At 73.9% G+C, this 26,383-nt stretch carries 20 protein-coding genes; 8 read left to right on the forward strand and 12 right to left on the reverse strand.

Annotation, left to right across the window (positions count from 1 at the left end):
• The first annotated feature begins 123 nt into the window (after positions 1–123).
• Both ACZ3YO_RS22035 and ACZ3YO_RS22040 read left to right on the forward strand, forming a co-directional pair.
• Entirely contained in the window at positions 124–2,184 is a 2,061-nt protein-coding gene (locus ACZ3YO_RS22035) for a discoidin domain-containing protein (protein ID WP_465571778.1), read from the forward strand.
• Between the two features lie 80 nt (positions 2,185–2,264).
• Positions 2,265–2,855 (forward strand): TetR/AcrR family transcriptional regulator, encoded by a 591-nt coding sequence (locus ACZ3YO_RS22040; RefSeq protein WP_465571780.1) that lies wholly within the window; start codon positions 2,265–2,267, stop codon positions 2,853–2,855.
• A 34-nt stretch (positions 2,856–2,889) separates the two neighbouring features.
• Here the strand turns inward: ACZ3YO_RS22040 and ACZ3YO_RS22045 are convergent, their stop codons facing one another.
• From ACZ3YO_RS22045 to ACZ3YO_RS22060, 4 genes are all read right to left on the reverse strand, one after another.
• Complete coding sequence (locus ACZ3YO_RS22045; protein ID WP_465571783.1) at positions 2,890–3,252, reverse strand: hypothetical protein; 363 nt, start codon at positions 3,250–3,252, stop codon at positions 2,890–2,892.
• A gap of 15 nt (positions 3,253–3,267) precedes the next feature.
• Complete coding sequence (locus tag ACZ3YO_RS22050) at positions 3,268–4,224, reverse strand: S8 family serine peptidase (protein ID WP_465571785.1); 957 nt, start codon at positions 4,222–4,224, stop codon at positions 3,268–3,270.
• A gap of 99 nt (positions 4,225–4,323) precedes the next feature.
• Entirely contained in the window at positions 4,324–4,572 is a 249-nt protein-coding gene (locus ACZ3YO_RS22055; RefSeq protein WP_465543341.1) for a hypothetical protein, read from the reverse strand.
• Between the two features lie 36 nt (positions 4,573–4,608).
• Positions 4,609–5,649, reverse strand: coding sequence for a cyanobactin maturation protease PatG family protein (locus ACZ3YO_RS22060; protein WP_465571789.1), 1,041 nt, complete (start codon positions 5,647–5,649; stop codon positions 4,609–4,611).
• Positions 5,650–6,386: 737 nt separating this feature from the next.
• On the opposite strand from ACZ3YO_RS22060, the gene ACZ3YO_RS22065 reads away from it, so the two are divergent.
• Positions 6,387–6,665 (forward strand): hypothetical protein, encoded by a 279-nt coding sequence (locus tag ACZ3YO_RS22065; protein ID WP_465571792.1) that lies wholly within the window; start codon positions 6,387–6,389, stop codon positions 6,663–6,665.
• A gap of 118 nt (positions 6,666–6,783) precedes the next feature.
• Here the strand turns inward: ACZ3YO_RS22065 and ACZ3YO_RS22070 are convergent, their stop codons facing one another.
• The 4 genes from ACZ3YO_RS22070 to ACZ3YO_RS22085 all read right to left on the reverse strand — a co-directional run bounded on the left by ACZ3YO_RS22070 (position 6,784) and on the right by ACZ3YO_RS22085 (position 17,836).
• Positions 6,784–8,313 carry an MFS transporter gene (locus tag ACZ3YO_RS22070; protein WP_465571795.1) on the reverse strand — a complete coding sequence of 510 codons (1,530 nt, stop codon included), beginning with the start codon at positions 8,311–8,313 and terminating at the stop codon, positions 6,784–6,786.
• A gap of 394 nt (positions 8,314–8,707) precedes the next feature.
• Positions 8,708–8,917, reverse strand: a complete 210-nt coding sequence (locus ACZ3YO_RS22075; RefSeq protein ID WP_465571798.1) for an MbtH family protein — start codon at positions 8,915–8,917, stop codon at positions 8,708–8,710.
• Positions 8,918–8,987: 70 nt separating this feature from the next.
• A complete protein-coding gene (locus ACZ3YO_RS22080) occupies positions 8,988–14,549 on the reverse strand; it encodes an amino acid adenylation domain-containing protein (RefSeq protein WP_465571801.1) in 5,562 nt (1,853 codons plus the stop codon).
• Entirely contained in the window at positions 14,546–17,836 is a 3,291-nt protein-coding gene (locus ACZ3YO_RS22085) for an amino acid adenylation domain-containing protein (protein WP_465571804.1), read from the reverse strand. The genes ACZ3YO_RS22080 and ACZ3YO_RS22085 overlap by 4 nt, the downstream gene beginning before the upstream one ends.
• Positions 17,837–18,307: 471 nt before the next feature.
• Between ACZ3YO_RS22085 and ACZ3YO_RS22090 the strand changes: the two genes are divergently transcribed.
• Positions 18,308–19,105: a carotenoid oxygenase family protein gene (locus ACZ3YO_RS22090; RefSeq protein WP_465571807.1), complete on the forward strand. Its 798-nt coding sequence runs from the start codon at positions 18,308–18,310 to the stop codon at positions 19,103–19,105.
• Between the two features lie 51 nt (positions 19,106–19,156).
• Here ACZ3YO_RS22090 and ACZ3YO_RS22095 read toward each other — a convergent pair whose 3' ends face one another.
• Positions 19,157–19,852: a TetR family transcriptional regulator gene (locus ACZ3YO_RS22095; RefSeq protein WP_465572182.1), complete on the reverse strand. Its 696-nt coding sequence runs from the start codon at positions 19,850–19,852 to the stop codon at positions 19,157–19,159.
• Positions 19,853–19,956: 104 nt separating this feature from the next.
• On the opposite strand from ACZ3YO_RS22095, the gene ACZ3YO_RS22100 reads away from it, so the two are divergent.
• On the forward strand, positions 19,957–20,892 hold the full coding sequence (locus ACZ3YO_RS22100) for an oxidoreductase (RefSeq protein ID WP_465571809.1): 936 nt from the start codon (positions 19,957–19,959) through the stop codon (positions 20,890–20,892).
• Between the two features lie 93 nt (positions 20,893–20,985).
• On the opposite strand, the gene ACZ3YO_RS22105 is transcribed toward ACZ3YO_RS22100, so the two are convergent.
• The gene (locus ACZ3YO_RS22105) at positions 20,986–21,693 is read right to left on the reverse strand and encodes an NAD(P)-dependent oxidoreductase (RefSeq protein ID WP_465571812.1); all 708 of its coding nucleotides are present in this window, start codon (positions 21,691–21,693) and stop codon (positions 20,986–20,988) included.
• Between the two features lie 128 nt (positions 21,694–21,821).
• Here ACZ3YO_RS22105 and ACZ3YO_RS22110 point away from each other — a divergent pair, with 128 nt between their 5' ends.
• Positions 21,822–22,613: a TetR/AcrR family transcriptional regulator gene (locus ACZ3YO_RS22110; protein WP_465571815.1), complete on the forward strand. Its 792-nt coding sequence runs from the start codon at positions 21,822–21,824 to the stop codon at positions 22,611–22,613.
• A gap of 135 nt (positions 22,614–22,748) precedes the next feature.
• On the opposite strand, the gene ACZ3YO_RS22115 is transcribed toward ACZ3YO_RS22110, so the two are convergent.
• Positions 22,749–23,255: a DinB family protein gene (locus ACZ3YO_RS22115; RefSeq protein WP_465571818.1), complete on the reverse strand. Its 507-nt coding sequence runs from the start codon at positions 23,253–23,255 to the stop codon at positions 22,749–22,751.
• Between the two features lie 121 nt (positions 23,256–23,376).
• Entirely contained in the window at positions 23,377–23,823 is a 447-nt protein-coding gene (locus ACZ3YO_RS22120; RefSeq protein WP_465571821.1) for a hypothetical protein, read from the reverse strand.
• Between the two features lie 586 nt (positions 23,824–24,409).
• Between ACZ3YO_RS22120 and ACZ3YO_RS22125 the strand changes: the two genes are divergently transcribed.
• Together ACZ3YO_RS22125 and ACZ3YO_RS22130 are read left to right on the forward strand one after the other, a co-directional pair.
• On the forward strand, positions 24,410–25,666 hold the full coding sequence (locus ACZ3YO_RS22125) for a sensor histidine kinase (protein ID WP_465571823.1): 1,257 nt from the start codon (positions 24,410–24,412) through the stop codon (positions 25,664–25,666).
• Positions 25,651–26,298 (forward strand): response regulator transcription factor, encoded by a 648-nt coding sequence (locus ACZ3YO_RS22130; RefSeq protein WP_465571826.1) that lies wholly within the window; start codon positions 25,651–25,653, stop codon positions 26,296–26,298. The genes ACZ3YO_RS22125 and ACZ3YO_RS22130 overlap by 16 nt, the downstream gene beginning before the upstream one ends.
• Positions 26,299–26,383 lie beyond the last annotated feature (85 nt).

Raw genomic sequence — 26,383 nt, forward strand, 5'->3', positions numbered from 1 at the left:
CCAACAGTGGCGATTCTCGTCACACCGAGTACGCGGGACATGACAGTCGGCCGGACGGGCTGCGCCCCCGGACGATCCGGCTCCTCGACCGCGTCATCCGCTCATCGGACCCGAGTGGTGACCATGACTCAACTCCCCCACAGCAGGCTCAGACTCGTCACCCTCCTGGCCTCCCTCCTCGCCCTGATCGCCGTGGCGCTCGCCGCACCGGCCCCCGGGGCGGCGAGCGAGGCAGGCTGGTGGAACCCGACCGCACGGCCCTCACCCGACTCGCAGATCAACGTCACGGGCGAACCCTTCAAGGGCACCGACGCCCAGGGGAAGGTCCGCGGCTTCGTCGACGCGCACGACCACATCATGGCCAACGAGGCCTTCGGCGGCCGGCTCATCTGCGGGCAGTCCTTCTCCCCCGCCGGGGTCGCCGACGCGCTCAAGGACTGCCCGGAGCACTACCCGGACGGCTCGCTCGCGATCTTCGACTTCATCACCAAGGGCGGCGACGGCAAGCACGACCCCGTCGGCTGGCCGACCTTCGCGGACTGGCCCGCCCACGACTCGCTGACTCACCAGCAGAACTACTACGCCTGGATCGAACGGGCCTGGCGCGGCGGCCAGCGGGTGCTCGTCAACGACCTGGTCACCAACGGCGTGATCTGCTCGGTCTACTTCTTCAAGGACCGCAGCTGCGACGAGATGACCTCCATCCGCCTGCAGGCCCAGAAGACGTACGACCTGCAGGCCTACATCGACACGATGTACGGCGGACCGGGCAAGGGCTGGTTCCGGATCGTCACCGACAGCGCGCAGGCCCGCGAGGTGGTCAAGCAGGGCAAGCTGGCCGTCGTCCTGGGCGTGGAGACCTCCGAACCCTTCGGCTGCAAGCAGATCCTGGACGTCCCGCAGTGCAGCCGGGCCGACATCGACCGCGGCCTTGACGAGCTCTACGGGCTGGGCGTGCGCAGCATGTTCCTCTGCCACAAGTTCGACAACGCGCTGTGCGGGGTCCGCTTCGACGAGGGCGCCCTCGGTACGGCGATCAACGTCGGCCAGTTCCTGTCGACCGGCACCTTCTGGCAGACGGAGAAGTGCGCCGGGCCGCAGCACGACCACCCCATCGGCCTCGCCCCGGCGCCGGCCGCCCAGCAGCAACTGCCCCCGGGCGTCGCCGTCCCGTCCTACGCCACGGACGCCCAGTGCAACACCCGCGGGCTGACCGAGCTCGGCGAGTACGCCGTGCGCGGCATGATGAAACGCAAGATGATGCTCGAGGTCGACCACATGAGCGTCAAGGCGGCCGACCGTTCCTTCGACATCCTCGAATCCGAGTCGTACCCGGGCGTGATCTCCTCGCACAGCTGGATGGACCTCGACTGGACCGAGCGGGTCTACAAGCTCGGCGGCTTCGTCGCCCAGTACATGAACGGCGCCGAGGCGTTCAGCACGGAGGCGAAGCGCACCGACGCGCTGCGCGACCAGTACCACGTGGGCTACGGCTACGGCACCGACATGAACGGCGTCGGCGGCTGGCCCGGCCCGCGCGGCGCGGACACCGCCAACCCGGTGAAGTACCCGTTCCGCAGCATGGACGGCGGCTCCGTCATCGACCGGCAGACCACCGGCTCCCGCACCTGGGACATCAACACCGACGGCGCCGCTCACTACGGCCTCGTCCCGGACTGGCTGGAGGACATCCGGCTGGTCGGCGGCCAGGACGTGGTGGACGACCTCTTCCGCGGCGCCGAGTCCTACCTCACCACCTGGGGGGCGTCCGAGCACCACCGGGCCGGGGTGAACCTGGCGGCGGGCTCGCCCGCCTCGGCCGCCTCCTCGGAGTGGAACCCGTTCACCAGCTACGCACCCGGCCGGGCCGTGGACGGCGACCCGGGCACCCGCTGGGCCAGCGACTGGAGCGACGACCAGTGGCTCCAGGTCGACCTCGGCGGCACCAGCCTGGTCGGGCGCGTCACCCTGGACTGGGAGCGCGCCTACGGAAAGGCCTACCGCATCGAGGTCTCCACCGACGGCACCACCTGGCAGTCCGTCTGGTCAACCACCACCGGTGACGGCGGCCTGGACACCGCACGGTTCACGGGCGTCCCGGCCCGGTACATCCGCGTCCACGGGCTGCAGCGCGGCACCCAGTGGGGCTACTCGCTCCACGAGGTCGGCGTCTACAGCACCTGACGGGCCTCCCGGCCCCCGGCGGCCCCGGTCCCTCTCGACCGGGGCCGCCGGGGGCCGGGGCCGCGACCGGGAGGAACCCCATGACACGGATGCCGTCCGCCGAGCGGCGCCGGCAGCTCACCGAGGCTGCGATCCGGGCGATGACCCGCGACGGTGTCGCCGCCACCACGACCCGCTCGGTCACCGCCGAGGCGGGCGTGTCGCTGAGCGTCTTCCACTACTGCTTCGACTCCAAGCAGGCCCTGCTGGAGTCCGTCATCGCGACGATCACCGACCACTCCGTCACGGTGGTGCGGGAGGCGATCCGGCCCCGGGCCACCCTGCGGGAGACCGTCCGGGCCGGCTTCCAGGCCTACCGCGACCACGTGGCCGCCAACCCCGGCGAGCACATGCTCACCTACGAACTCACCCAGTACGCGCTGCGCCGGCCCGGATTCGAGCAGCTGGCGCGACGGCAGTACGAGCTGTACTCCGCCGCCTACACCGAACTCCTGGACCGGCTCCGCCGCGACGCGGGCTTCGAACTCCGCGTCCCCACCGACGTACTGGCCCGCTACCTGGCCGCGGTGACGGACGGGCTGACGCTGAACCTGCTCGTGCTCGGCGACGAGGGCTCGGCGCAGATGCTCGACCTGATCGCCGACCACGTCGCCGGCCTGGCCCGGGGGTGACGGGCCCCGCCCGGGGCGGCGGGCCGGCCGCGGATCACCGCCGATCGCCGTCCGGCCACCGGGAGATCGGGCTGAAGAATCCCTCCACCGGAGTGACCGTGGTCCCGTGCGGCACGAAGGACTCGAAATCGATGCGCGGATCGCCGATGTCGACGGTCACCAGCAGCAGGTACCGGTTCATCCGGGACACCACGTCCTCGCCGAGCAGTTCCACCTTCGCGACGTTGCCGGAATGGCTGACCGGCCGTTCCGGCAGCGCCGCCAAATAGGGCGACACCGCGTCCAGGAAGGCCTGCCGGGCCTCCTTCTCCTCCTCGATCCGCTCGGGGGCGGGGTTCCCGTCCCCCTTGAGCTCGATCCCGGTCGGGGGTGCATCGATACGGAAAACTGTGATCATCAGCGGAACTCCAGTTCATCGGGGACCGGTCGCAGCACGGGAGGTGACCCGCCGGCCCTCCGGTCCGCGAACGGGCCGCGCCCCGGGCGGTCCGGGGCGCAGCAGCTCGGTGTACGCCGCCCAGGCGTCCAGCAGGGGCGGCACCACCGTCCGGCGCCGCCCGGAACCGGTACGCAGGACGGCCGCCCGCACCTCGGCCGGCGGCGCCGCGGGGAACTCCGACAGCAGCAGGGCGACCGTGCCCGCCACGAACGGGGCGGCGGCGCTGGTACCGGTGAGCACGAGCGGGCGGTCCCCGGTGCCGAGGCCCCTGACGGCCTCGCCCGGTGCGCCGATGCCGCGCCCACCGATCGATCCCCCCAGGTTGGAGAGGCTCATCGGCCGCCCCCGTCGGTCGTAGGCGATCACGGGGATCGTCCAGGGGTGCCGGGTGAGGACGGAGGTGCCGACCGCACCCTGGTTCCCGGCGGCCACGACCGTGATCACGCCGCGGTTGGCGGCGTGGTCCAGCGCCCACTCCAGCTCGCGGTGCCCGGTGCCGGCGGGCCGGTCCGGCGCGACGCTCAGGTTCAGCACGCGGGCGCCCGCGTCGACGGTCTCCACGACGGCGGCCGCGAGGTCCTCCAGCCGCGTGGCAGGGGCGGTGCGCGAGCCCGGGCGGTCGGGCGCGAAGACGGGGCGCAGCAGGAAGGTGCAGCCGGGGCAGATGCCGGGCGGCTCCCACCCGCGCCCAGCGCCGAGCAGACCGGTGACGAAAGTGCCGTGGCGGCAGGCCGGGCCGCCGCCCGAGCGGCTGCACCCGCTGGGCCTGCCGCCCCTCCCGCCATCCGTCAGGAGGCGCAGCCGCCGCCCGGCGAGGCCCGGGTGGTCCAGGGCCACCAGGCCGTCGACCACCGCGACGACGACCTCCGGCCTGCCCGCGCCCCGTGCCATCAGCCGCGCGAGGCCGACCTGTTCGAACGGTGTCGTCATCGGGGCGTCCCCTGTGCGTCGTTCATCCCGTCTGCGTTCTCCGCACGCGCGGGCCCGGCCGGCCGCGGCCCGGTCCGTTCCGGGTCGTGCCCTGTCCGGTCAGCCGAGGGGGCCGGTGTCGCAGTCGTCCAGACACCACTTCCGGCACTGCTTGCAGCGGAGGCCGCCGGGGTTGCGCGAGCACACGCCGGAGCAGGCCCCGCGGCACTCCAGCTCGCAGAGCGGCGTCAGGAACTCGCCCTGCCCCTCGATCATCTGCGGGCCCCGTGCGGAGCCGTGGCGCAACACCCGGTAGTGCCCGCCCGTGTGGTGGAGCGCCGATTCGGCGGTGAATCCCGGGATCGTCATCTCCTCTTTCCTTCTTCCGCGCCCGGCCGGCGCGGGTCAACGGTCGTAGTAGGGGCACAGCTTGTTCACCAGGAAGGGGAACTGCTCCGTGACGTCGACCCGGACGAAGAACTTCTCGGTGACGTCCGTCCGGCGGCCCGTGTAGCAGAACAGGACGTCGATGATCCTGCGGGCGCCGCTCAGCCGGGAGTCTCGGAAGCTCACCCCGCTCAGCGAGGAGTCGGCGGCGAAGGCCTCCACGGTCTTCTCGTAGATGCGCGGGTAGCGGACCGCGAGGTAGTTCAACGCGCGGTGCTCGTCGGTGTCGCCCGCGTTGTCCCCCAGCTGCATCACCCGGTGCAGCAGCTCCCTGGAGGACGCCTCGAACAGCGCCTCGGGCATCCCCTCGGGGCGGTCGATCGCCGCCACCAGCTCCTCCGTGTCGAAGGAGTAGATCTGGTCGAAGGAGACGACCGGAAGCGTCAGGCCGTTGCAGAGACCGGACGGGGCGAGCGGCCCCCGGTGACCGATGACGACGTCGAGGTCGGAGCCCTTGGGTTCCGGCCGGACGGCCGCGACCAGGCTGTCGAACTCCACCGGGTCCCGCGGCCTCAGGAGGTAGGTCTCGATCCCCTGGACGCTCAGGACGTAGCACAATTGGCGTGCGAGGTAGCGGTTCTCGGGCTGGGAGACGACCGCGTGCACTGCCTGCCGGTCGGTCAGCTCGGCACTGTCGGACCGGTACACCGCCTGGGCGACCTCCTTCTCCACCGCCAGGCTCGGGAACCGGTAGTCGACCTGGCCGAGCACGTAGACGTAGCCGCCGGCCGAGTAGCGGCCGCCCTGCCCGGAGTCGTCCCCGGCCGCCTCCGCGGTCGGGTCCCCGCTCTCGCAGTGGTGTCCGCAGCCGCCGTCCGGCATCGCGGCGGCGGTCACGAAAGCGGCCGCAGCGGTGGCGGCGGGCGGTGCGAGGGCCGGCCCGAGGCGGTCGGGGTCGTCCGCCGGCAGGTCGTCCAACAGGTCGGGGCGTTCCTGGTACTCCTGCTCCATCGGCAGGTCGTCCAACAGGTCGGGGCGTTCCTGGTACTCCTGCTCCATCGGTGACTCCTCACGTCACGCTCGCGTCAAGCCTTTGCGGACCGTCACGGATTTCACGTCACGGTCCGTCACCGCGCTCACGGTTGGTGAGCACGGCCCCGCGACAGGACCACCCGGTGGTTGAGCGCGGCCGCACGCCGCTCACAACCACCGCAGGGCCTCTTGATCCCGATCGTGCTCGTCACTCGCCTGACGGCGTCCCCGAGGCCGATCTCCTCGTCGGTGATGAAGCCCGGGACGCGCACCCTGCGCGGACGGTGGGCCTCGCCGCCGCGGGCGGGGTCGTCCCGCCTCTCACCGTCGGTCATCGGTCATCTCCCTCACCGTCACCGCCCTCAACGTCGCCTGTCGCACCGTCACCGTCCGGGCGCAGCGCTGTGGCAGCGGACGCCCTCGCGGGTGCCGCGGGGACAGGGACGTCAGGACGTGCCGGGTCGTGGAACGTGCCGGGTCGTGGAACGTGCCGGGCCGTTCGGACGCGAGGACCGGACTCACTCGCGTGGGGGGAGCCGGGGAGACCTGGCTTCGGTCGCCCGCGGTCATCCACTGCTTCCAGGTTGCTCCCGCCAGGCCGGACGTGCAAACCCCGGGGCCGGTGGGGCCGGTTCGGGACGGCCCTGCGGCGTAGCCTGGACGGAGCGGGCCGTTCACCCGGAGGCGCCCGGGGAGGCCCGCGAAGGAGCGCCGGCCGACTGGTGCCGACGGTCTCCATCGGACCACCTGACGGGAGCATCATCATGGCCATCCCCGGCTTCCACGCTGAGGCCTCCCTCCGGCCGGGTGCCGGCCGGTACGCGACGACCCGGCCGCCGGCGGGCCCGCACGGCGGCGCCACCGGAGAACGGATCGTCCCCATGTTCACCGAGGAGGAGCGGCAGCGGCTGATCAGGTGCGGCCAACGCCTCGACTCCTGCGATCAGCAGTGCCAGCCCCAGCTCGACATGGGCAACTTCTACGAGTGGCAGCTGTGCCACGACGAATGCAACCAGCAGTACGACGACTGCCTGCAGACCTGAGCTCCGGACCCGAACCGGACGCGGGGCCCGCGGGCGCGCGAAGGCGGCCGGTCTCGGGGAGACCGGCCGCCTGCGTCACGCTCCCGGCGCCGCGGGGCCCGGGTGTTCGCCGTGCGTCTCAGGCGCCCGGACCGGCCACCGGCGCGGCAGGCTCGGCAACCGGCTCCGTCTCCGCGGTGACGCGCGTGCCGGGGTGCATCAGCGCGCACAGGAACGCGACCCCGAGGGCTGCCGCCATGCCGTACAGCACCGGGCCGTTGGCCTCGGCGAAGGCCCCGCGGACGGCGTCGATCATCTCCGCGGAGGCCCCGGACGCACCCTGGCCGCCCTCACCGTGGCCGGTGATGCTCTTGGTGATCTCCTCGGCGGTACTGTGCGCGACCTCCGCCGGCACGCCGTGCGCCCGCAGGGCGTCCTGGACGTTGGCGGTGGTGCTGTGCAGCAGGACGGTGCCCAGCACCGCCAGGCCCAGGCTCGCCGAGTAGTTGCGCACGGTCTGGGTGATGCCGGTGACCTCGCCGTACGAGGCGCCGATCGCCCGGTTGACGGCGTCCGTCGAGGCGGGCGTCAGCAGCAGGCCGATGCCGGCGCCGGACATCACGATGTAGGGCCACTGGGCGCCCAGCGAGAGGTCCGTGATCTTGCCGGCCCAGAGCGCGAAGCCGACGGCGGCGAGCGCGGTGCCCACCAGCATCGGCGGGCGGGCGCCGACCCGGTCGAGGAGCCGGCCGCCGATCTGCGAGCCGGGGGCGAAGCCGGCGAAGAACACCAGCAGGTAGAGGCCCGCGTCGTTGGCCGACTGGCCGAGCGCCACCTGCGAGTAGACCGACGCGAAGAAGAACACCGGGACGAAGGCGATCATCGCGAAGAACAGCACCGCGTTGTCGGCCGCGAAGGCACGGTCGGCGAAGACCCGCAGCTTGATCAGCGGGTCCCGGGTACGCAGCTCGAACAGGACGAACAGGACCAGCACCGCGAAGCCGCCGACGATGCAGAGCCAGGTGGCCGCGCTGTCCCAGCCCCAGGTCGCGGCCTGCTGGAGGCCGAGCACGCTCAGGGCCATGCCGACCGCCACCAGTGCGGCGCCCGCCCAGTCGATCGGCTCCCGGCGCGGCGTGTTGCGGATCTTCGCCATCAGCGTCAGGACGATCGCGATGAGGGCCATCGGCACGTTGACCCAGAAGATCGCCCGCCAGGTCCAGCTGGTCAGGAAGCCACCGAGGATCGGGCCGACCGCGGTGAGGCCGCCGGCCACACCGAAGAAGAGCGCCAGCGCGCGGCCGCGCCGCTGCACCGGGAAGACCTCCACCACCACGGCCAGCGCGGCCGGGAACATCAGCGCCGCGCCGACGCCCTGGAGCGCCCGGAAGGCGATCAGCCAGGTCTGCGCCGCACCTCCGGTCGGCACCGCCCCGCACAGGGCCGAGGCGACGACGAAGGTCAGCGTGCCGACGATCGCCATCCGCTTGTGGCCGAGCACGTCCGCCAGCCGCCCGCCGAGGGCGAAGAACGCCGCCAGCGCCAGCAGGTAGGCGTTGACCACCCACTGCATGCCGGCCGAGGAGAGGCCGAGTTCGTGGATGATGTCGGGCGCGGCGATGGAGACGATGGTCTGGTCGATGAAGGTCATCGAGACCGCGAAGAGCATGCCTGCCAGCGTCAATGACTGACTGGCGGCCACGGGTGTGGAGGTGGCCGGGGCGTTCTCGGACCGCACGGGTTCCCGTCCCTTTCGTTCGATGGGTGAGGCGGCATGGCTTCGCCTCCGGTTCACCCCGTCCGGCCCTGCCCGTACCGCGAACTGACACGGTGTCCTACCGGTCAGCGGACACTATGTCACCCGAACGGCTGCCCCGCACGCCGGCAGGGCGACTGTTCGACAGCGGTGTAGTTTACGGTCCCTCAGGCCTGCCGCATGACCTGGCGCAGCGCCGGGTTTCCGGCCTCCGTCACGAAGAACCCGGTGGTGGCGAGGGTGCCGCCACGGCGGGGGCTCGTACGTGGGCATCCTGTCCGTCCGGCCCGGCGGGCCCCGGCGCCGCTCACTCGCGGCCGGCCTGCCGGGCCAGGCGGCGGCGCAGGCTGAGCGGGCGGATGTCCGGCCAGACCCGGTCGACGTGGGCGGTGCACTCCTCCTCGCTGCCGGTGAAGCCCTCCGCCCGCCAGCCGGCGGGCAACGGGGCACCGGCCGGCCAGAGCGCGTGCTGCTCCTCGTCGTTGACGACGACCTGGTAGTGGGCTGCGGTGGTCACGGGATGCTCCTCTGCAGAGGGGGCGGGGCCCGGCGGCCGGGGAGCCGGCCGCCGGGCTTCTTCGGCGGGGTCAGACGGAGGCCGGCTCGGGGCGCTCGGCCTGCGCGGCCCGGCGGGCCGCGGCGAGACGGGCGCGTTCGCGCAGGCCGACCAGGTCGTCCGGTTCGGCGTCGGGCACGTCGCGGTCGAAGCGGGCCAGGGCGGGCAGGCGCAGCCCGACCGCCACCAGGACGAGCATCGCCAGGCCGAACAGCAGGTACATCAGGGCGATGCCGCGCCCGGGCCCGGTGCCGAGCAGCGGGCCGAACACCCCGGCGAGCGCGCCGTCGTCGTCCATCAGCGGGCCGAACAGCGACGCGCCGAGCGGGGCGATCACGCCGTGCCCGAGCGGCAGGGTGGACCAGGCGACCAGGGTGTTGAGCGCGAACACCCGGCCGTGGAACCGCTGCGGCACCTTGACCTGGACGATGGTCGAGTAGACGCCGTTGACCAGGGTGAGCGCGAAGGACATCCCGAACGCCCCGGCCGCGACCGCCCAGAGGCCGGCGTGCAGGCCGGTGAGGGCGCAGGCCAGCGAGAGCAGCGCGGCGAGTCCGAGCATGCCGCGCAGCCGGTGCCGGCGCGGCCCGCCCCAGAAGCCCATCGCGATGCCACCGAGCAGCGCCCCGGCCCCTCCCGCGACGGCCACCCGGGCGGCGCCGTCGAGGTCGGAGAAGGCCAGCACCATCGGGGTGACCAGCAGGAACAGCGGGGAGAGGAAGATGTTCAGGCCGGCGAACCAGAGCAGCATGGAGCGGAAGCCCCGGTTGCGCCAGGAGTAGCCGAAGCCGTGCCTGATCTCCTCGACCAGCGACTCGCGGCGCGTCCACGGCAGCGTCCTCGGGAACCTGACCACGAGCAGGATGCCGATCGCCAGCGCATAGCTCACCACGTCGATGACCAGGATGCCGCGCAGGCCGATCGCCGCCATCAGCGCCACCGCCACCAGCGGGACAATGAACTGGGCGGCCCCGAAGGCCATTTGGACGATGCCGTTGGCGTGGCCGAGGTACTGCTTGGGCACGATCTGGGGCACCGCGGAGGCGTAGGCGAGCCGTTGGAAGGTGAGCGCCACCGAGAGCACCCCGAGCAGCACGTAGATCTCCCAGGAGTGCAGTCGCCCGGCGAGCAGCAGAGCGAGCATCCCGGCCTGGGTGGCGCCCGCGGCGATGTCGCCGGCCAGCATCACCCTGCGGCGGTCGAGCCGGTCCACCAGCGCGCCGGCCAGCGGGCCGACGACGATCCCGGGCAGCATCGCGATCACCGCGTAGAGCGCGTACCGGGCCATCGAACCCGTCTCCAGCAGGATCCAGACCGGCAGGGCGAACTCGGTGAGCGCCGAGCCGATGATGGAGACCAGCTGTCCGGCGGCGACGGCCAGGAAGCGCCGCATGCTGGGCTCCGGGCCGTCCTCCGGCACGGCACCCGCCGCGTGCTCCGGCTCCTCCTGGGAGGGGGCCGGTGGCCCGGTCTCGCCGTGGAACCACCAGGAGGAGTCCGGGCCCGGCGCGGGCAGCCGGCCGGTCGCGCCGTCCAGGACGGCCCGGTGCACGGTGGTGACGGCCTCGGCGACCTCGTCCGCGCGGTACTTGACGAAGAAGTGGCCGCCCTGGTCGAGCACCGCGACGGCGGAGCGCTCGGCGAGCAGCAGCCACTCACGGTAGCGCTCCTGGTAGAAGTCGGCGGCCGGGTCGCGGTCGCCGACCAGCGAGATCATCGGCGCCTTCAGCCTCGGCGCGCCCGCGTCGACCTCGGCGATCGCCTGGGTGAAGTACTCCTCGGCGGCCCTGGAGTCGCGGCGCATGTTGCCGACGATGAACCGGATCTGGTCCTGGTCGAGTTCGGAGGTGTCGACGCCCATGCCGGTGAGCCAGTTGACGTAGACCCGGTCGCCGAGAAGCGGCTCCAGCGAGGCCAGGTTGCTCAGGGTGGTGAGCACCTTGCTCCGCGGTTTGGCGAAGGGGAACTGCGCCCCGGCGTAGACGGCCTCCAGCTCACGTCCGGAGGCCTCCAGCAGCCGGGCGGTGGCAACCGCCAGCGCCGTCCCGACCCCGCAGTGGCCGTAGACCACCACCGGGCCCTCGACCCGCTCGCGGACCTCCTGGGCCAGCCGGGCGGCCAGTTCGTCGAAGGGCAGGTGCTGCTCGGTGACTCCGATGTCGTGGCCGGGGATGGCCACCGCCCACAGCTCGGTGTCGGCCGGCAGCACGTCGGCGACCGGCTGGTAGACCACCGCGCTGCCGCCGCCGTACGGGACGCAGACCAGGGTGAGCCGGCGGCGTGCGGCGGGAACCGGGCGGGTGAGCCGGTGCAGCAGCCTGCGCGGGCCGCGGTCCTGCTCGGAGAGGTCGGCCAGCGCGGCGAGGTCGCGCACCGTCCGGCAGGTGAAGAGGTCCATCACGCTGACCGGGCGGGCGCCGGCCTCGGTGAGCCGCTTGCGGGCCTTGGCGACGACCTGGGTGGCGAGCAGCGAGTGGCCGCCGAGGTCGAAGAAGTCCTCGTCGGTGCCGACCTCCGGCAGGCCGAGCACCTCGGCCCAGATCGCGGCGAGCACCCGCTCGGCCTCGGTCGCGGGCTTCCGGACGCCGCCGTCGGCGCGGCGCAGCCGGGGGGCGGGCAGCGCGCGGCGGTCCAGCTTGCCGTTGGGGGTGAGCGGCAGGGCGTCCAGCACGGGGAAGGCGGTGGGCACCTGGTGGTCGGGCAGCGAGAGCCTGAGCGTGGCGCGCAGGGCGGCCGGGTCGGGCTCCTCGGCGCCCGGCGCCAGGACGACGTAGCCGACCAGGCGCTTGTCGCCGGGGTTGTCCTCACGGACGATCACGACGGCGTCGGCGATCCCGGGCTGGGCGCGGAGCAGGGCCTCGGTCTCGCCGGGTTCGATCCGCAGGCCGCGGATCTTGACCTGCTGGTCTGTCCGGCCGAGGTGTTCGAGGGTGCCGTCGCGGCGGCGGCGGGCGAGGTCTCCGGTGCGGTAGAGCCGGGAGCCGGGCGGGCCGTAGGGGTCGGGGACGAAGCGGGCGGCGGTGAGGCCGGGGCGGCGGTGGTAGCCGAGCGCCACGGCGGTGCCGCCGATGTGGAGTTCGCCGGGGGCGCCGGGCGGGACGGGCCGCAGCGCCCGGTCGAGCACGTAGAGCCGGGTGTTGTCGATCGGCAGGCCGATCGGGACGGTCTCCAGCGGGCCTTCGCACTCCCAGGAGGAGACGTCGACGGCGGCCTCGGTCGGCCCGTACAGGTTGGCCAGCGCGCAGTCGGGCAGCCGGGTGGTGAACTCCCGTGCGGTGTCCGGCGGGAGGGCCTCGCCACTGCAGACGACGCGGCGCAGCGTGGTGCACTTCTCCACCTCGTCCTCGGCGAGGAGGACGGTGAGCATGGCGGGCACGAAGTGGGCGACGGTGACGCCGGCCCGGGCGATCAGGTCGCGCAGGTAGCCGGCGTCCTTCTGGCCGCCGGGCTTGGCGAGGACGAGCCGGGCACCGGTGGCCAGCGGCCAGAAGAACTCCCAGACGGAGACGTCGAATCCGGCCGGGGTCTTCTGCAGGACGGCGTCGCCGGGGCCGATCCGGTAGGCGTCCTGCATCCACCGGAGCCGGTTGGCGATGCCGCGGTGGGTGTTGGGCACGCCCTTGGGCCGGCCGGTGGAGCCGGAGGTGTAGATCAGGTAGGCGGTGTCGTCGGGGTCCGGCCCGGCAGGCCTGGTCCTCGCCTTCGGCCACTCGGCGGGGTCGTCGAGCAGCAGGACGCGGGCGGCGCAGCCCTTGGGGGTGGGCAGTCTGCGCTGGGTGAGCAGGACGGGCGCGGCGCTGTCGGCGAGCAGGAAGGCGAGGCGCTCGGCCGGGTACTCGGGATCCAGCGGGGTGTATCCGGCGCCGGTGCGCAGTACGCCGAGCAGACCGGCGACCAGTTCGGGCGAGCGTTCGGCGCTGACGGCGACCAGGCTGCCCGGTCCGACGCCTTCGGCGGCCAGCCGGGCGGCGATCCGGTCGGCCGCGGCGTCCAGTTGACTGTACGTCAGGACCGGCTCGCCCTCGAAGGCGACGGCGACCGCGTCCGGGGTGCGGGCGATCTGCTCGGCGATCATCGCGGTCAGCGTGGTGTCCGGCCGTTCGACCGCCGTCCGGTTGAACTCGTCCAGTTCGAAGGCGCGTTCGCCCTCGGCCGACCCGTCGAGGGTGGAGACCGGATCGTCCGGCCGGGCGACGACGGCGGCCAGCAGCCGCCCGAGGTGGCTGCCGAGCCGGGCGATGTCGTCCTCGCTGAAGAGGTCGGTGTTGTAGTTGAAGGCGCCGGCCAGGCCGTCCGGCCACTCCTGGAGGAACAGCTCCAGATCGAACCGGGTGCCGCTGGCTCGCACGCCGAACGGCTCGACGTCCAGCGGGAGTTCGCCGAGGCCCTCGCGGGTGGTGGCGTAGTTCTGCACGGCCAGGACGGCCTGGAAGACCGGCGGGCGGCTGACGTCGCGGGGCACCTTCAGCTCGGTGACCAGCTGGGCGAAGGGAAGCTCCTGGTGGGCGTAGGCCTCCAGGCAGGTCTCCCGGGTGCGCCGGAGCAGCTCGGCGAAGGACGGGTCCCCGCCGAGCCGGGCGGGCAGTGCCAGCACGTTGACGAACATGCCGACCAGCGGTTCGAGTTCGGGCTCGGGCCGGCCGGCGATGGGGGAGCCGACGGCGAAGTCGCTCTGCCCGCTGTAGCGGGCGAGCAGCGCCTGGAAGGCGGCGAGCAGCACCATGTAGACGGTGGCGTCGTGGCGCCTGCCGAGGGCGGTGAGCCCGTCCAGCAGGGCACGGTCGACGCGGAAGCCGTAGCCGGCGCCGTCGAAGGTCTGCCGGGGCGGGCGGGGGCGGGAAAAGGCGAGTTCGAGCGGTTCGACGCCGGCCAGCTCGCCGGCCCAGTGGGCGACCTCGGCCGCGAGCCGCTCGCCGCTCAGCCGATCCCGCTGCCAGATCGCGAAGTCCCCGTACTGGACGGGTAGTTCCGGCAGCGGGTCGGGTCTGCCGGCCACGTGGGCGGCGTAGCCGCGGAGCACCTCGCCGACCAGCACCTCGCTGGACCAGCCGTCGCTCACGCTGTGGTGCACCACCAGCAGCAGGAGGTGGTCGTCCTCGGCCAGCCGGACCAGCAGAGCGCGCAGAAGCGGGCCGGTCTCCAGGTCGAACGGACGGGCGGCTTCGGCGTCGACCAGCCGGCCGGCCTCCTCCTCGTCCGCGGCCTCGGCGGTGACCAGCCCGAACGGCGCGGGCTCGGCGATCTCCAGCACCGGGCGGCCGTCCTCGGTGGCCGGGTAACGCGAGCGCAGCGTCTCGTGCCGGGCCACCGAGGCGTCCAGCGCCCGGCGCAGCGCGTCGGTGTCCAGCGGGCCGCGGAGCCGGCGGGTGACGGGGATGTTGTAGGCGGCGGTGCCGGGCGCGAACTGCTCCATGAACCAGAGGCGTTCCTGGGCGAAGGAGAGCGGGACGGGCGCGTCGGCGGCCCGGCGCGGGACGGCCTGGCGGGGGGCGGTGCGGGCCTTGAGGCGGCGGCTGAGCAGCTCCCGCTTGGCCGCGGAGAGGCCGGCCGCCGGGGCCGTTCCCGCCGCGGGGGTCGGTGTGTCGGTGCTCATGTCTGCGTGTTGGTCCCTTCCGGGGAGTCCTGCGCGGCGAGCAGTTCCTCGGCGGCGTCCTCGGACAGCTCGGCGAGTTCGGCGACCAGGGCGGCTTCGACGGCGTCGGCGAAGGCGGTGACGGTCCGGTGGGTGAACAGGGTGCGCAGCGGCACGGCCAGGTCGACGGCCGAGCGGATCCGGGCGACGACGCGGGTGGCCAGCAGGGAGTGGCCGCCGAGGTCGAAGAAGTCGTCCAGGGCGCCGACCCGGTCGAGGCCGAGCACCTCCTGCCAGACCTCGGCGACCAGTTCCTCGGCCTCGGTGCGCGGGGCGACGTAGGCGGCGCGCAGTTCGGGCCGGCTCTCGGGGGCGGGCAGGGCCCGGCGGTCGAGCTTGCCGTTGGGGGTGAGCGGCAGCGCGTCCAGGACGAGCAGGGCGTTCGGCACCAGGTGGGCCGGAAGGACGGCGGCGAGCCCGGCGCGCAGCGCGTCCGGTGCGGGGGCGGGGCCGCCGGCGGCGGGCACCACGTAGCCGACCAGGGCGTCGCCGCGGACGGTCACCACGGCCTGGCCGACGCCGGGCAGGGCGAGCAGGGCGCTCTCGGTCTCGCCGGGCTCGATCCGGAAGCCGCGCACCTTGACCTGGCTGTCGAGCCGGCCGAGGAACTCCAGTGCGCCGTCGGCGCGCCGTCGGACGAGGTCGCCGGTGCGGTAGCGGCGGGCGCCGGGCGGGCCGTCCGGGTCGGGTACGAAGGCGCGGGCGGTGGCGCCGGGCCGGCCCAGGTAGCCGTAGGTGACGCCGTCGCCGCCGACCACCAGTTCGCCGGGGGTGCCGGGCGGTGCGGGGGTGCCGTACCGGTCGAGGACGGCCGCGGTAGCGGCGCCGATCGGCCGGCCGATCGGCGGGCGGGCGGTGGCGTCGGCGGCGCCGAGCTCGGCGGTGGTGGCGATGACCGTGGTCTCGGTGGGCCCGTAGGAGTTGACCACCCGGACGGTGTCGCCGAACCGGGCGCGCCAGGTGGCGACGGCCTCCGCCCGCACCTGGTCGGCGCCGAGGACCAGCAGCCGCAGCCCGGCCGGCCAGGGGGTGGCGTCGAGGTCGGCGACCAGCTGGTGCCAGTACGGGGTGGGCAGGTCGAGCACGGTCAGCCCGGCGGCGCCGGGTTCGGCGAGCTGCTCGGGCAGGGCCGCGCCCGGCTCGGCGACGACGAGGGTGGCGCCCGCGGCGAGCGCGGGGAACACCTCCTCGGCGCAGGTGTCGAAGGAGAGCGAGGCGAACTGGAGCACCCGGTCGGCGGCGGTGATCCCGTAGCCCTCGCGCATCCAGGCGACCCGGGCGGCCAGCGCGCGGTGCGGCACCAGGACGCCCTTGGGGGTTCCGGTGGAGCCGGAGGTATAGACCAGGTAGGCCGGGTCGTCCCCGTGGGCGGCGGCGCCCGCCGGGAGCGGCGCCTCCGTGGCGGAGGCGCCCGCGGCGAGCACCGCGACGTCCGCCTGCAGGCCCTCGACGTCCGCTTTCAGGCCCTCGACGGGCCGGCCGTCGGCGGTGACCAGGACCTTCGCGCCGCTGTCCGCCAGCATGAGGGCGAGCCGCGCGGCCGGGTACTCCGGGTCCAGCGGCAGGTAGGCTGCGCCGGCCCGCCAGGCGGCCAGCATGGTGACCACCGCGCGCGGCCCGCGCGGCAGGCAGAAAGCAACCACGTCCCCGTGCCGGACGCCGGAGGCGGCCAGTGCGGCGGCCAACCTGCCGGACTCCTCGGCCAGTCGGGCGCGGGTCAGCCGCTCGCCCCGGCTCTCCAGGGCGGTCGCGTCCGGGGCCTCGGCGGCGGCCCGGTCGATCGCGGCGAGCACCGTCTCCGGGTGTGCCGGCAGCACGGGACCGGCCTCGGCGGCGGCCGTGGCGGCCAGTTCGGCGGCGTCCAGCATCGCCAGCCGGTGGACGGGCGTCTCGGGCTCGGCGAGGCCGTCGCGCAACAGGGTGTCGAACCAGCGGCCCAGCCGGGTGATCCAGGCCTCGTCGAGCAGCTCGGTCTGGTAACCGAAGATCGCCAGCAGGTCCTCGCCGTCCCACCGGACGTCCAGGGTGAGTTCGAACTTGGCCGCGCTGTAGCCGCCGTCGAGTTCGGTGCAGCGCAGGTCGGCGAAGGCGTGCTCGTCCAGTGCGCCGCCGCTCTGGGTGTGGACGGTCAGCAGGGTCTGGAAGACCGGCGTGCGGCCGGGGTCGCGCTCGAGCCGCAGCTCCTCGGTGAGCTGCTCGAACGGCACCTGGCTGTGGCCCAGCGCGCCGAGCCAGCCGGAGCGGGTGCGGCGCAGCAGGTCGGCGAAGGTCGGCGCACCGGTCGGGGCATCCCCGTCGACGCGAGGGGAGAGGTCGGCACGCAGCACCAGCGCGCTGGAGAAGTAGCCGACCGTCTGCTCGGCCTCGACGGTGGTGCGGGCGGCGGTGGGCACGCCGAGGCAGAAGTCGTCCTGGCCGGTGCAGCGGTGCAGTACGGCCTGGTAGGCGGCGGCCAGCACCATGAACGGCGTCAGCCGGCGGGCACGGGCGAAGGCGTCCAGCTCGGGACCGACACCGCGCAGGGTCCGGGTGTAGAAGGCGCCGGCGCTGCCCGGGTGGGCGGGCCGGGGCCGCTCCAGCGGCAGTTCGAGGGCGGGGGCGTCGGCCAGTCGGTCGCGCCAGTAGGCGAGCGCGTCCTGTGCCTCCGGCCCGGCCAGCCACGCGCGTTCGGCGGCCGCGTGGGCGAGGTAGGAGGGTGGCGGCGGCAGGTCGAGCGGGCGGCCGGCCCGGTGGGCGGCGTACCGGTCGGCGAGTTCGGTGCGCAGCAGGCCGAGTGACCAGCCGTCGGCGGCGATGTGGTGGACGACCAGGCAGAGCACGTGTTCCTGGTCGCCGGTGCGCAGCAGCGCGGCGCGCAGGAGCGGTCCGGCGGCGAGGTCGAAGCCGCGGTTGGTGCGTCCGGCGAGGGCCGCGGGGAGTTGCTGCGGCTCGGCCCGCAGGTCCACCTCCTCCAGCGGGACCGGGGCCGGCGGATCGACCACGGCGGCCGGGCGGCCGTCCTCGTTCGGGAACCGGGTGCGCAGCGCCTCGTGCCGGGCCACCACCGCGTCCAGGGCGGCGCGAAGGGCGGCCGGCTCCAGCGCGCCGGTGAGCCGCAGGACGAGCGGGATGTTGTAGGAAGGGTCCCCCGGGTCCAACTGGTCCAGGAACCAGAGGCGTTCCTGTCCGACGGTCAGGGCGGCCGGCTCGGTGGAACCGGCGGATCCCCGGGCCGGCCCGTGGTCGGCCACATGAACGGACGTGCTCATCGTGCTCCTCAGGACGCGCCGGCTGCCGGCAGACGGCGGGGCTCGGACATGGCTCGGACATGGCTCGGCCGCGTGCCCTGTGGGTGGGAGGGAGCTGCGCGCTCGGCGGGGCGGCGGGCCCCCGTACGGCCGCCGCGGTGCGGATCATGCTAGGGAGCGGGGTCGGCGAGCGTCAATGGTCTGGACCAGCTATCCGGGACGGGATTCGGCACCCGGCCGCGGCGGCGCCACCCGGGCGCGCGGCTGACGGGGCGCACGGCCGACGGGTGCACGGCTGACGGGGCGCACGGCCGATGAGGTGCACGGCCGACGGGGCGCACGGCCGATGAGGTGCACGGCCGACGGGGTGCACGGCCGATGAGGTGCACGGCCGACGGGGCGCACGGCCGACGGGTGCACGGCTGACGGGGTGCACGGCCGATGAGGCACGACCGCCCGGGCGCGCGGCTGACGGGGCGTTGACACGAGAAAGTGTGCGTCCCGGGGGCGAGCGCGGCGCTCAAGCACGACTTCGCGATCACCGAGCATTACGTGGTCTTCCTGGAGGGCTCCGTCACCCTCGACCTCTCCGACCACTCGGGCATCCCCTACGGCTGGAGCGACGTGCAGGCCTCGCGGATCGGGATCATGCCGCGGGGCGCCGGCGGCGCGGCCGAGGTCCGCTGGTACGAGATCGGCCAGGGCTACGCGATGCACCTCGCCAACGCCTACGAGGACGCCGCCGGCCGGATCGTGGTCGAGGGCCCGGCGGTGGGCCGGGACGGCTGGCAGCGTTCCTGGAACTGGTGGGTCGGCGCCCCCGGCCGCGGCGCCGAGCCCAACTCCGGTGCCCACGGCCACCGCTGGACGGTCGACCCGGCGTCGGGCGCCGTCCGGGAGGAGCGGACCGACGACCTGACCGTCGAGTTCCCGACCACCAACGACGCGTACACCGGCCCGGAACACCGGTACCAGTACGCGCTCTCCTTCCCGGACGACCGCGGCATCGGCAACCACACGCTGGTGAAGTACGACCGCCGCACGGGCGCCCGGCAGCAGCTGCCGGTCGGGAACGGCCAACTGCCGAGCGAGGCCGTCTTCGTCCCGGCCCAGGGCGCGTCGGACGAGGACGCCGGCTACCTGCTGACCGTCGTCAGCGACCTCAACGCCGACGCGTCCAGGCTACTGGTGCTCGACGCCTCCGACCTCTCCGTACCGCCGGTCGCCACCGTCCACCTGCCGCGCCGGGTACCGGCGATGATCCACGGCTCGTGGATCCCGGACGCCTGACCACGGTCGTGACCCGAGTCCGCCCCGACCGTGCCGCCGGGGCGGACTCCGTCATGCCCGGGGAGCCCCGACGGTGTCGAGCGCCGGGGCGACGACGGCGAACGCCTCGTCGAGCAGTACGGCCGGGTCCTCGGCACCGTCGCTCTCGCTCCAGCGGCGCAGCGCTGTGTCGAACGCGGTCAGCGCCATCCCGGCGGCGAGCCGCGGGTACATCGCGGTGGCGGGGTCGAGACCGAGGCGGTGCGCCAGCTCCGCCGCCAGCTCGTCGCGCCACTGCACCTGGCGTTCCAGGAACCGCCCCAGCAGGGCGGGCGTGCGGAGGATCAGCTGCACCACGCGCAGCGCCCGGTCGTCGTGACCGGACTGGCCAATGGGGGCGGCGGGGCCGGTGTGGCCGTCGCCGTGGGTGTGGCCGGTGTGGCCGGTGTGGCCGTCGTGGGCGGCGCCGTTCGAGCGTGCGGCGCAGGCCGCGAGCGAGACCCAGACGGCGTGCCGCAGCACGACGGAGGGCCGCTCCCCGCCCGGCCGGGCGGCCAGCACGGCGCGCATCTCGGGGCCCAGGTCGGCCAGGACCTGGACGACCACGTCCTCCTTGGAGGCGAAGTACCGGAAGAACGTCCGCTTCGAGACGCCGGCGGCGCCCGCGATCTCGTCGATGGTGACGGCGTCGAACCCGTTCTCCGCCAGCAGTTGCAGCGCGGCCTCGGCCAGCTCGCCGGAGACGAGCCGCCGCTTGCGCTCGGCCATGGACAGTTCGGGGCGGGTGGTCACCGCGTCATGGTATCGCGATGCCTTGGGTGACACTCGGGAGCGTATTGACACCGAGTGACACGGAGGACAGCATGTGCCGTATGACAGAGCATCAGCGCTGGACCGCCGAGCGGATCCCGGACCAGACCGGGCGGGTCGTCGTCATCACCGGAGCCAACAGCGGCCTCGGCCTCGCCACCACCCGGGCCCTGGCCCGCAGGGGCGCCCACGTGGTACTCGCCGTCCGCGACGAGGAGAAGGGGCGCCGGGCGGTCGCGGAGCTGACCGCCGAGCAGCCGGCCGCCCGGCTGGAGGTGCGACGGCTCGACCTGGCCGACCTCGACTCCGTCCGCACCTTCGCCCACGGCCTCCACACCGACCACGACCGGCTGGACGTGCTGGTCAACAACGCCGGCGTGATGGCCCCGCCGCGGACGCTGAGCGCCCAGGGGCACGAGCTCCAGTTCGCCGCGCACCACCTCGGCCACTTCGCCCTCACCGGCCTGCTGCTCGACCTGCTGGCCGGGGGACGCGACCCGCGGGTGGTCACGGTGAGCTCGATCAACCACCGGCGCGGGCGGATCCGGTTCGACGACCTCGACGGCCGGCACGGGTACGCGCCGATGGCCTTCTACAACCAGTCCAAGCTGGCCAACGCCGTCTTCGGCCGTCAGTTGCACCTCCGGCTCACCGCCGCGGGCAGCCCCGTGCGCAGCCTGCTCGCCCACCCCGGCTACGCCGCCACCAACATCGTGACCGGCGCACCGACCGCCCTGTACCGGCTGCTCTTCGGCCACCTCGCCCGCCCGCTCGCCCAGACCCCCGCCCGGGGCGCCCTGCCGCAGCTCTACGCGGCGACCGAACCGGGTGTCCGGGGCGGCGAGTTCATCGGCCCGGACGGCTTCGCCGAGCTGCGCGGCGGGCCCGCCCGGGTGCGACTGTCACCCTCGGCCGCCGACCCCGAAACCGGGCGCCGGCTCTGGGAGTTGTCGGAGGAGCTGACGGACGTCCGGTACGGCCTCCCGGCCGCCCCCTGACGCCGCCGCCACCGCGCCCCTGCACTACGGCGCGGCCCCGGGCACGTGGAGCACCCGGGGCCGGAGCGCGCGAAGCACCCTGCCGCCCGGTACTCAGTAGCCGATCGTGAACCGGCGCTGGACGAAGCGCGGCAGCTCCGCCTCGTCGACCAGGGCGACCGCCGCGTCCTCCGCCGAGATGCGGGAGCGTCCCTCGGCGTCGCGGACCGGCTGGTCACCGCCGATCCGGAAGCGGCCCGTGCGCTCGCCCGGGGCGATGTACTCGGCGGGGCTGAAGTACGTCCAGAGCCGGTTCGAGGTTCGCAGGACGTTCAGGCCGTCCCGTGCGCCACGCACGGAGGCCGCGTACCCGCGGGGCAGACCGAGCTCGTCGAGGGTCTTGTGCAGGAGCTCTTCCGAATCGGCCAGCACCACCCCCGGTTCGACCTCCAGACTGCCCGCGCCGCCGATCACGATGAGCCGCGTCCGGGGGTGGCGGTCGAGCGCGGCCAGCAGCGCCCGCGCCGCGGTGACGTGGACGCCGGGATCGGCGATCGAGCGCTCGACGGTGTCGGCGAAGTCCCGGGCGGCGTTGCCGGGCTGGTAGCCGCTGATCAGGACGTCGAGGCCGGGCAGGACGGCGGCGATGCTCGCCGCGTCCAGCACGTCGATGTCGGCCCAGGCGACGTTCTCCCGGCGTTCGTCGAGCCCCGCCTCCGACGCGTCGCGGCTGAACGCGGTGACGCGGTGGCCGCGGCCGAGGGCCTCCGTGACGACCCTGCTGCCGATGGTCCCCGTCGCGCCGATGACTCCGATGTGCATGGTTCTCCCCTGTTCCTCTGCATGCGGATTCGGGCGCCACACCATCCGGTCGGTGACGCCGTGGCGAAACTATACGCCGTGAAGTTTGGATACGGCACCTATGGCAGTGACGCTGTAGAGTTGCCCGCGTGACAGGGAGAGCCGTGACCGGCGGAGCGAGCACTGGCAGGACGGGCACCGGCACGACCAGCGCCAACACGACCAGCACCGGCAGGACGAGCACCGGCAGGCGCGAACGGCTACGGGCCGAGACGACGGCCGAGATCAAGAGCGTCGCGCTGGCACTGATGGCCACGGGCGGCCCCGCCGCCATCACCCTCCGGGCCATCGCCCGCGAGATGGGCATGACGGCCAACGCCATCTACGGCTACTTCCCCACCCGCGACGACCTGGTCACCACACTCATCGGCGACGTGTACACCGCGCTCGCCGACGCCGTGGACGCCGCCCGGGAGTCCTCCGCCTCCGCCGACCCGGCCACCCGGATCACCGCCTGGGCCCGCGCGTTCCGGGACTGGGCCCTGGCCAACCCCGAGGGCTTCCGGCTCGTCTACGGCGACCCCGTCCCCGGCTACCAGGCCCCCGAGGGCGGCCCCGCGCCGGCCGCCGCCCTCCGGACCTGCACCGGTCTCGCCGCCCTGGCCGCGGCGGCCTGGCCCCAGACCCAACAGCACCACCAGGACAGCCGGTTCACCTGGGCCGACTTCGACCCCGGCCTGCTCGACAAGATCCGCCCGGCCTTCCCCGACCTCCCCCCGGCCGGCGTCGCCCTGGCCCTGCGCCTCTGGGGGCACCTCCACGGCCTGGTGTCACTGGAGGTCTACGGCCACCTGCGCAGCCAGCTCGCCAGCCCGGACAAGCTCTTCGACGAGGAACTGGCGCAACTCACCCGGACGTTGGGCATCCAGCCGCAGGCCTGACCGACCCGGCCGGAGAGCCCTGCATTGCGCCGCGGCGGCATTGCGGCACGGGCGCGGCGGCCAAGGCCACGGCGGCGGGTGCCTCGGCGCCGCCGGGCACCGGCCTCGAGGCGCGTCGCGTCACGTCGCGGCGGGCTACTGTCCCACGCCGTCGGCGAGCTCCCGGGCGATGTCGAGGTGCCCCGCGTGCCGCGCGTACTCCTGCATGACGTGGAAAAGGATCCAGCCGAGCGACGGCCTGACCTCCTGATCTCCTGCGGAGAACCGGCCGCCCTCGGCACTCTCCGCCGCCAGGGCCGCGCCCGTGACGATGGCACGGGTCCGCTCGCCCCCGGCATGCAGGGCTGCGATCAGCTCCGCGGCCGTCTCGTCCGGGCCGACGCGCCAGCGCCCGGACTCGTCCTTGTCCCCGTGCGGCTCCGGCACGGGCTCACCCTCGAAGATCCAGCGCAGCCACCGCCGTTCCATGAACACGAGGTGCTTGAGCAGTTCCAGCGGGCTCCAGCCCGAGGGCAGCCGGCTGGAACGCTGCTCCTTCTCGGGCATGCCCTCGATCTTGGCGGTGACGGCCGAGCGGAGGAAGTCCAGGTAGCCGAGCAGCAGTTCCTGCGGATCGGACAGCTGACGGCTTGGTTCGGGCACGGGGGCTCTCATGGGCGCCAAGTCTGGCACCCATGCGCGACGACATCAACGAGACCTCCACGGCCGCCTGGCGACGGCGCCCGACCGGCCGGGCGGTCGGGCGATCGGATCTGATTGTCCGTCAGTTCACGGCCGTGATGATGGTCGCGGCGTTGTTGTCGGAGCCGGGGTCCGCGGTGGTGCTGGTGACCTCGGCGGTGGTGGTGATGCTGCCGCCGCCGACCGCGACGGCCTTGACGACGATGGTGGTGGTCGTGTCGGAGCCGCCGGGGCGCGATCCGAGGAGGCACGTCACGGAGTTGGTGGAGCCGGCGGGCGGGGTGCTGCAGCTGCCTGTGGACGGTGTGGCACTGACGAACCTGGCGTTGGCCGGCAGGGTGCCGGTGAAGGTCACGTGCTCCGCGGCGGCCGGTCCGGCATTGTGCACGGTGACCGTGTAGGTGAGGGACGTTCCGTTGGGCACCGGTTCGGGGGCGGTGCCGATCGCGAGGGACAGGTCGGCGAGCGGCCGGACCAGACCCTGACTGTGCCGGCCGCTGCCGACGGTGCCGTCGGAGCGCGGCGCCACACCGTGGGTGTCCCCGGTGGAGATGGCGATCGCGTCCTGGAGCGCGGCGGTGCAGGCGGCGCTCCCGCAGACGCGTCCGGGGGTGAGGCTCTGCGGCCAGAAGGGGGCTTGGCAGCATCGGACGGCGTCGTGGTGCGGGCTGTGGTGCGGGCCCTGAGGCCGACCCGGGTGCGGGCCGGTGCTCCAACGCGGTCACAAGCGCTCCCCTCACGGACACCGGTCCGGCGGCGCACACCGCTCCGCCGGACCGGGATGTCGCTCCACACCATGCGGCGCGACCTAGGCGCGCACGCGTCAGCGACACCTCGGGGTCACGCGTTCAGTGGTCGCGCCGCCGTCGTCGTGCCGCCGGCCGCCGCCGGCCGCTGTCGTGGTTTCGACGCCAGGGAGCGCACAGGTGGCGGGATATGGGCCTGGACGTACGGGTGGGTGGGGCCAGACCCACTCCCGGGCCGATCCGGCGGGGATCGGACTCCGCGCAGTGCAGAGTGGAGTCCCCGGGTCGGACCGGCGCGATCGGGACCGTGCGGCAGCACCCGGTGCTCACGCCCGGTCGGAGACCAGGAGCGGGAAGGAAGGAATGACCATGCGACAACTGACGTCGTGGGTGGCGGGTGTCGGCGTGGGCCTCGTACGGGCCTGCGTGGTGGTGGCCGTCAGCATGCCGGTCCCGGCCGTGTGGGCCGTGGCGGTGGCGGTGGCGGTCCTCTGGGCCGGCAACCCGTGGTCCTGGGTGGGGTTGTTCGTGCCGGCACTCTCGGGCACCCTCGGCCTGTCCCGCCCCGTCTGCCGGGCCTTCCGGCTCCTGGTCGCGCGGTGGACGGGCGTCGTCATACCCGACGGGTACCGTCAGGCCCCTCCGGTCGTGCGGATGTCGACCGGGTACTGGTGGAACGGCTACTCCTACACCCGCAGCGCCCGGGCCGCCCGGCAGGAGCAGCGGTGGAGGGTCCGCTGGGGCGATCCGGCGACCTGGCGCGACCTGCGGTTCACCGCGATCGCGCCGGTCACCGTCGGGGTGGTCGCCGCCGTCCCGCCGGCCGGGGTCGCGGCCGCGATCGTCGGACTGTCCGGGCCGACGCTCTCCGCCCGCGCCGTCGGGGCGCTCGGCCTGGTCGTCGCCGTGGCCGGCGCCCCGTACGCCTGGCGGGCCGTCGGCCCGGTGTCCGTCCGCTTCCTGTCCCCGTCGCGCGCCATGCTGCTGACGGAACGGGTGGACGAACTCACCGCCCAGCGAGCCGACGCCACGGTCGCGCAGGCCGCCGAGATCCGCCGGATCGAGCGGGACCTCCACGACGGGGCACAGGCCCGCCTGGTCGCGCTCGGGCTCTCCCTGACGACCGCGGAGAAGCTGATGGAGACCGACCCCGACCGGGCCAGGGCGCTGATGCGGGAGGCACGAACCGGCGCCGCGACCTCACTGGCCGAGCTCCGCGAGCTGGTCAGGGGCATCAACCCGCCGGTGCTGACCGAGCGGGGGCTCGTCGACGCCGTACGCTCGCTGGCCCTGGAAAGCCCGCTCGAAGTGGCCGTCAGCGCCGGCCCCCGGCTCCTCCTGGACCCGCCGGTCGAGTCCGCGCTGTACTTCGGGATCGCCGAACTGCTGACCAACGCGGTCAGGCACGCCCGCGCGACCCGGGCGCGGATCTCCATCGCCCGCAGCGACACCGGCATCGTCGTCACCGTCGAGGACGACGGCCGCGGCGGAGCCGGCCTGCGCACCGGCGGCGGTCTCACGGGGCTGCACCGCCGCCTCGCGGTCTTCGACGGCACACTGGAGATCGTCAGTCCGGCAGGCGGGCCGACCCGCGTCACCATGGTGGTGCCATGCGAATCGTCGTAGCCGAAGACCTCTACCTCCTGCGCGACGGGATGGTCCGCCTCCTCGACGCGTACGGACACCAGGTGGTGGCGACCGCGACGACCGGGCCCGAGACGCTCGACGCGCTGCTGACGTGGCGTCCTGACGTTGCCGTCGTCGACGTCCGCATGCCACCGACCCAGTCGGACGAGGGCCTGCGTGCGGCGCTCGCCGCCCGCCACCGCATACCCGGGCTGCCCGTCCTGATCCTCTCCCAGCACGTCGAACAGCTCTACGCCCGCGAGCTGTTGGCCGGCGGCTCCGGCGGCGTCGGCTACTTCCTCAAGGAGAGCGTGTTCGACGGCGATCAGTTCATCGGTGCACTGGAGCGCGTCGCCGCCGGAGGGACCGCGATGGACCCGGCCGTCATCACCACCCTGCTCTCCGCCGGACCCTCCAACCGGCGGCTCCAACGGCTCACGCCGCGCGAACTCTCCGTGCTCGGCCTCATGGCCGAAGGACTGTCCAACCAGGCCATCGGCCGGCGGCTCTTCCTGAGCGAGAGCGCCATCAGCAAGTACACCACCTCGATGTTCGTCAAACTCGGCCTCCGCGATGACGACGACAGCAACCGCCGCGTCCGCGCCGTCCTCACCTACCTGAACAAGCCGTGACGCGTCGGGGCGGGCGGAAGCGGGCGGGGTTTCAACGGCGGGGCGGTCAACGGCGGGGCGGTCAACGGCGGTGGGCACTCCGGCG

This window comes from Kitasatospora sp. NPDC022785, assembly GCF_055561295.1.

What these genes read in the sequence shown, in the direction of transcription:
- ACZ3YO_RS22035 (WP_465571778.1), top strand. Translation starts at nt 124, where the DNA reads ATGACTCAACTCCCCCACAGCAGGCTCAGACTCGTCACCCTCCTGGCC.
- ACZ3YO_RS22040 (WP_465571780.1), top strand. Translation starts at nt 2,265, where the DNA reads ATGACACGGATGCCGTCCGCCGAGCGGCGCCGGCAGCTCACCGAGGCT.
- ACZ3YO_RS22045 (WP_465571783.1), bottom strand. Translation starts at nt 3,252, where the DNA reads ATGATCACAGTTTTCCGTATCGATGCACCCCCGACCGGGATCGAGCTC.
- ACZ3YO_RS22050 (WP_465571785.1), bottom strand. Translation starts at nt 4,224, where the DNA reads ATGACGACACCGTTCGAACAGGTCGGCCTCGCGCGGCTGATGGCACGG.
- ACZ3YO_RS22055 (WP_465543341.1), bottom strand. Translation starts at nt 4,572, where the DNA reads ATGACGATCCCGGGATTCACCGCCGAATCGGCGCTCCACCACACGGGC.
- ACZ3YO_RS22060 (WP_465571789.1), bottom strand. Translation starts at nt 5,649, where the DNA reads ATGGAGCAGGAGTACCAGGAACGCCCCGACCTGTTGGACGACCTGCCG.
- ACZ3YO_RS22065 (WP_465571792.1), top strand. Translation starts at nt 6,387, where the DNA reads ATGGCCATCCCCGGCTTCCACGCTGAGGCCTCCCTCCGGCCGGGTGCC.
- ACZ3YO_RS22070 (WP_465571795.1), bottom strand. Translation starts at nt 8,313, where the DNA reads ATGCTCTTCGCGGTCTCGATGACCTTCATCGACCAGACCATCGTCTCC.
- ACZ3YO_RS22080 (WP_465571801.1), bottom strand. Translation starts at nt 14,549, where the DNA reads ATGAGCACCGACACACCGACCCCCGCGGCGGGAACGGCCCCGGCGGCC.
- ACZ3YO_RS22085 (WP_465571804.1), bottom strand. Translation starts at nt 17,836, where the DNA reads ATGAGCACGTCCGTTCATGTGGCCGACCACGGGCCGGCCCGGGGATCC.
- ACZ3YO_RS22095 (WP_465572182.1), bottom strand. Translation starts at nt 19,852, where the DNA reads ATGGCCGAGCGCAAGCGGCGGCTCGTCTCCGGCGAGCTGGCCGAGGCC.
- ACZ3YO_RS22100 (WP_465571809.1), top strand. Translation starts at nt 19,957, where the DNA reads ATGACAGAGCATCAGCGCTGGACCGCCGAGCGGATCCCGGACCAGACC.
- ACZ3YO_RS22105 (WP_465571812.1), bottom strand. Translation starts at nt 21,693, where the DNA reads ATGCACATCGGAGTCATCGGCGCGACGGGGACCATCGGCAGCAGGGTC.
- ACZ3YO_RS22125 (WP_465571823.1), top strand. Translation starts at nt 24,410, where the DNA reads ATGCGACAACTGACGTCGTGGGTGGCGGGTGTCGGCGTGGGCCTCGTA.
- ACZ3YO_RS22130 (WP_465571826.1), top strand. Translation starts at nt 25,651, where the DNA reads ATGCGAATCGTCGTAGCCGAAGACCTCTACCTCCTGCGCGACGGGATG.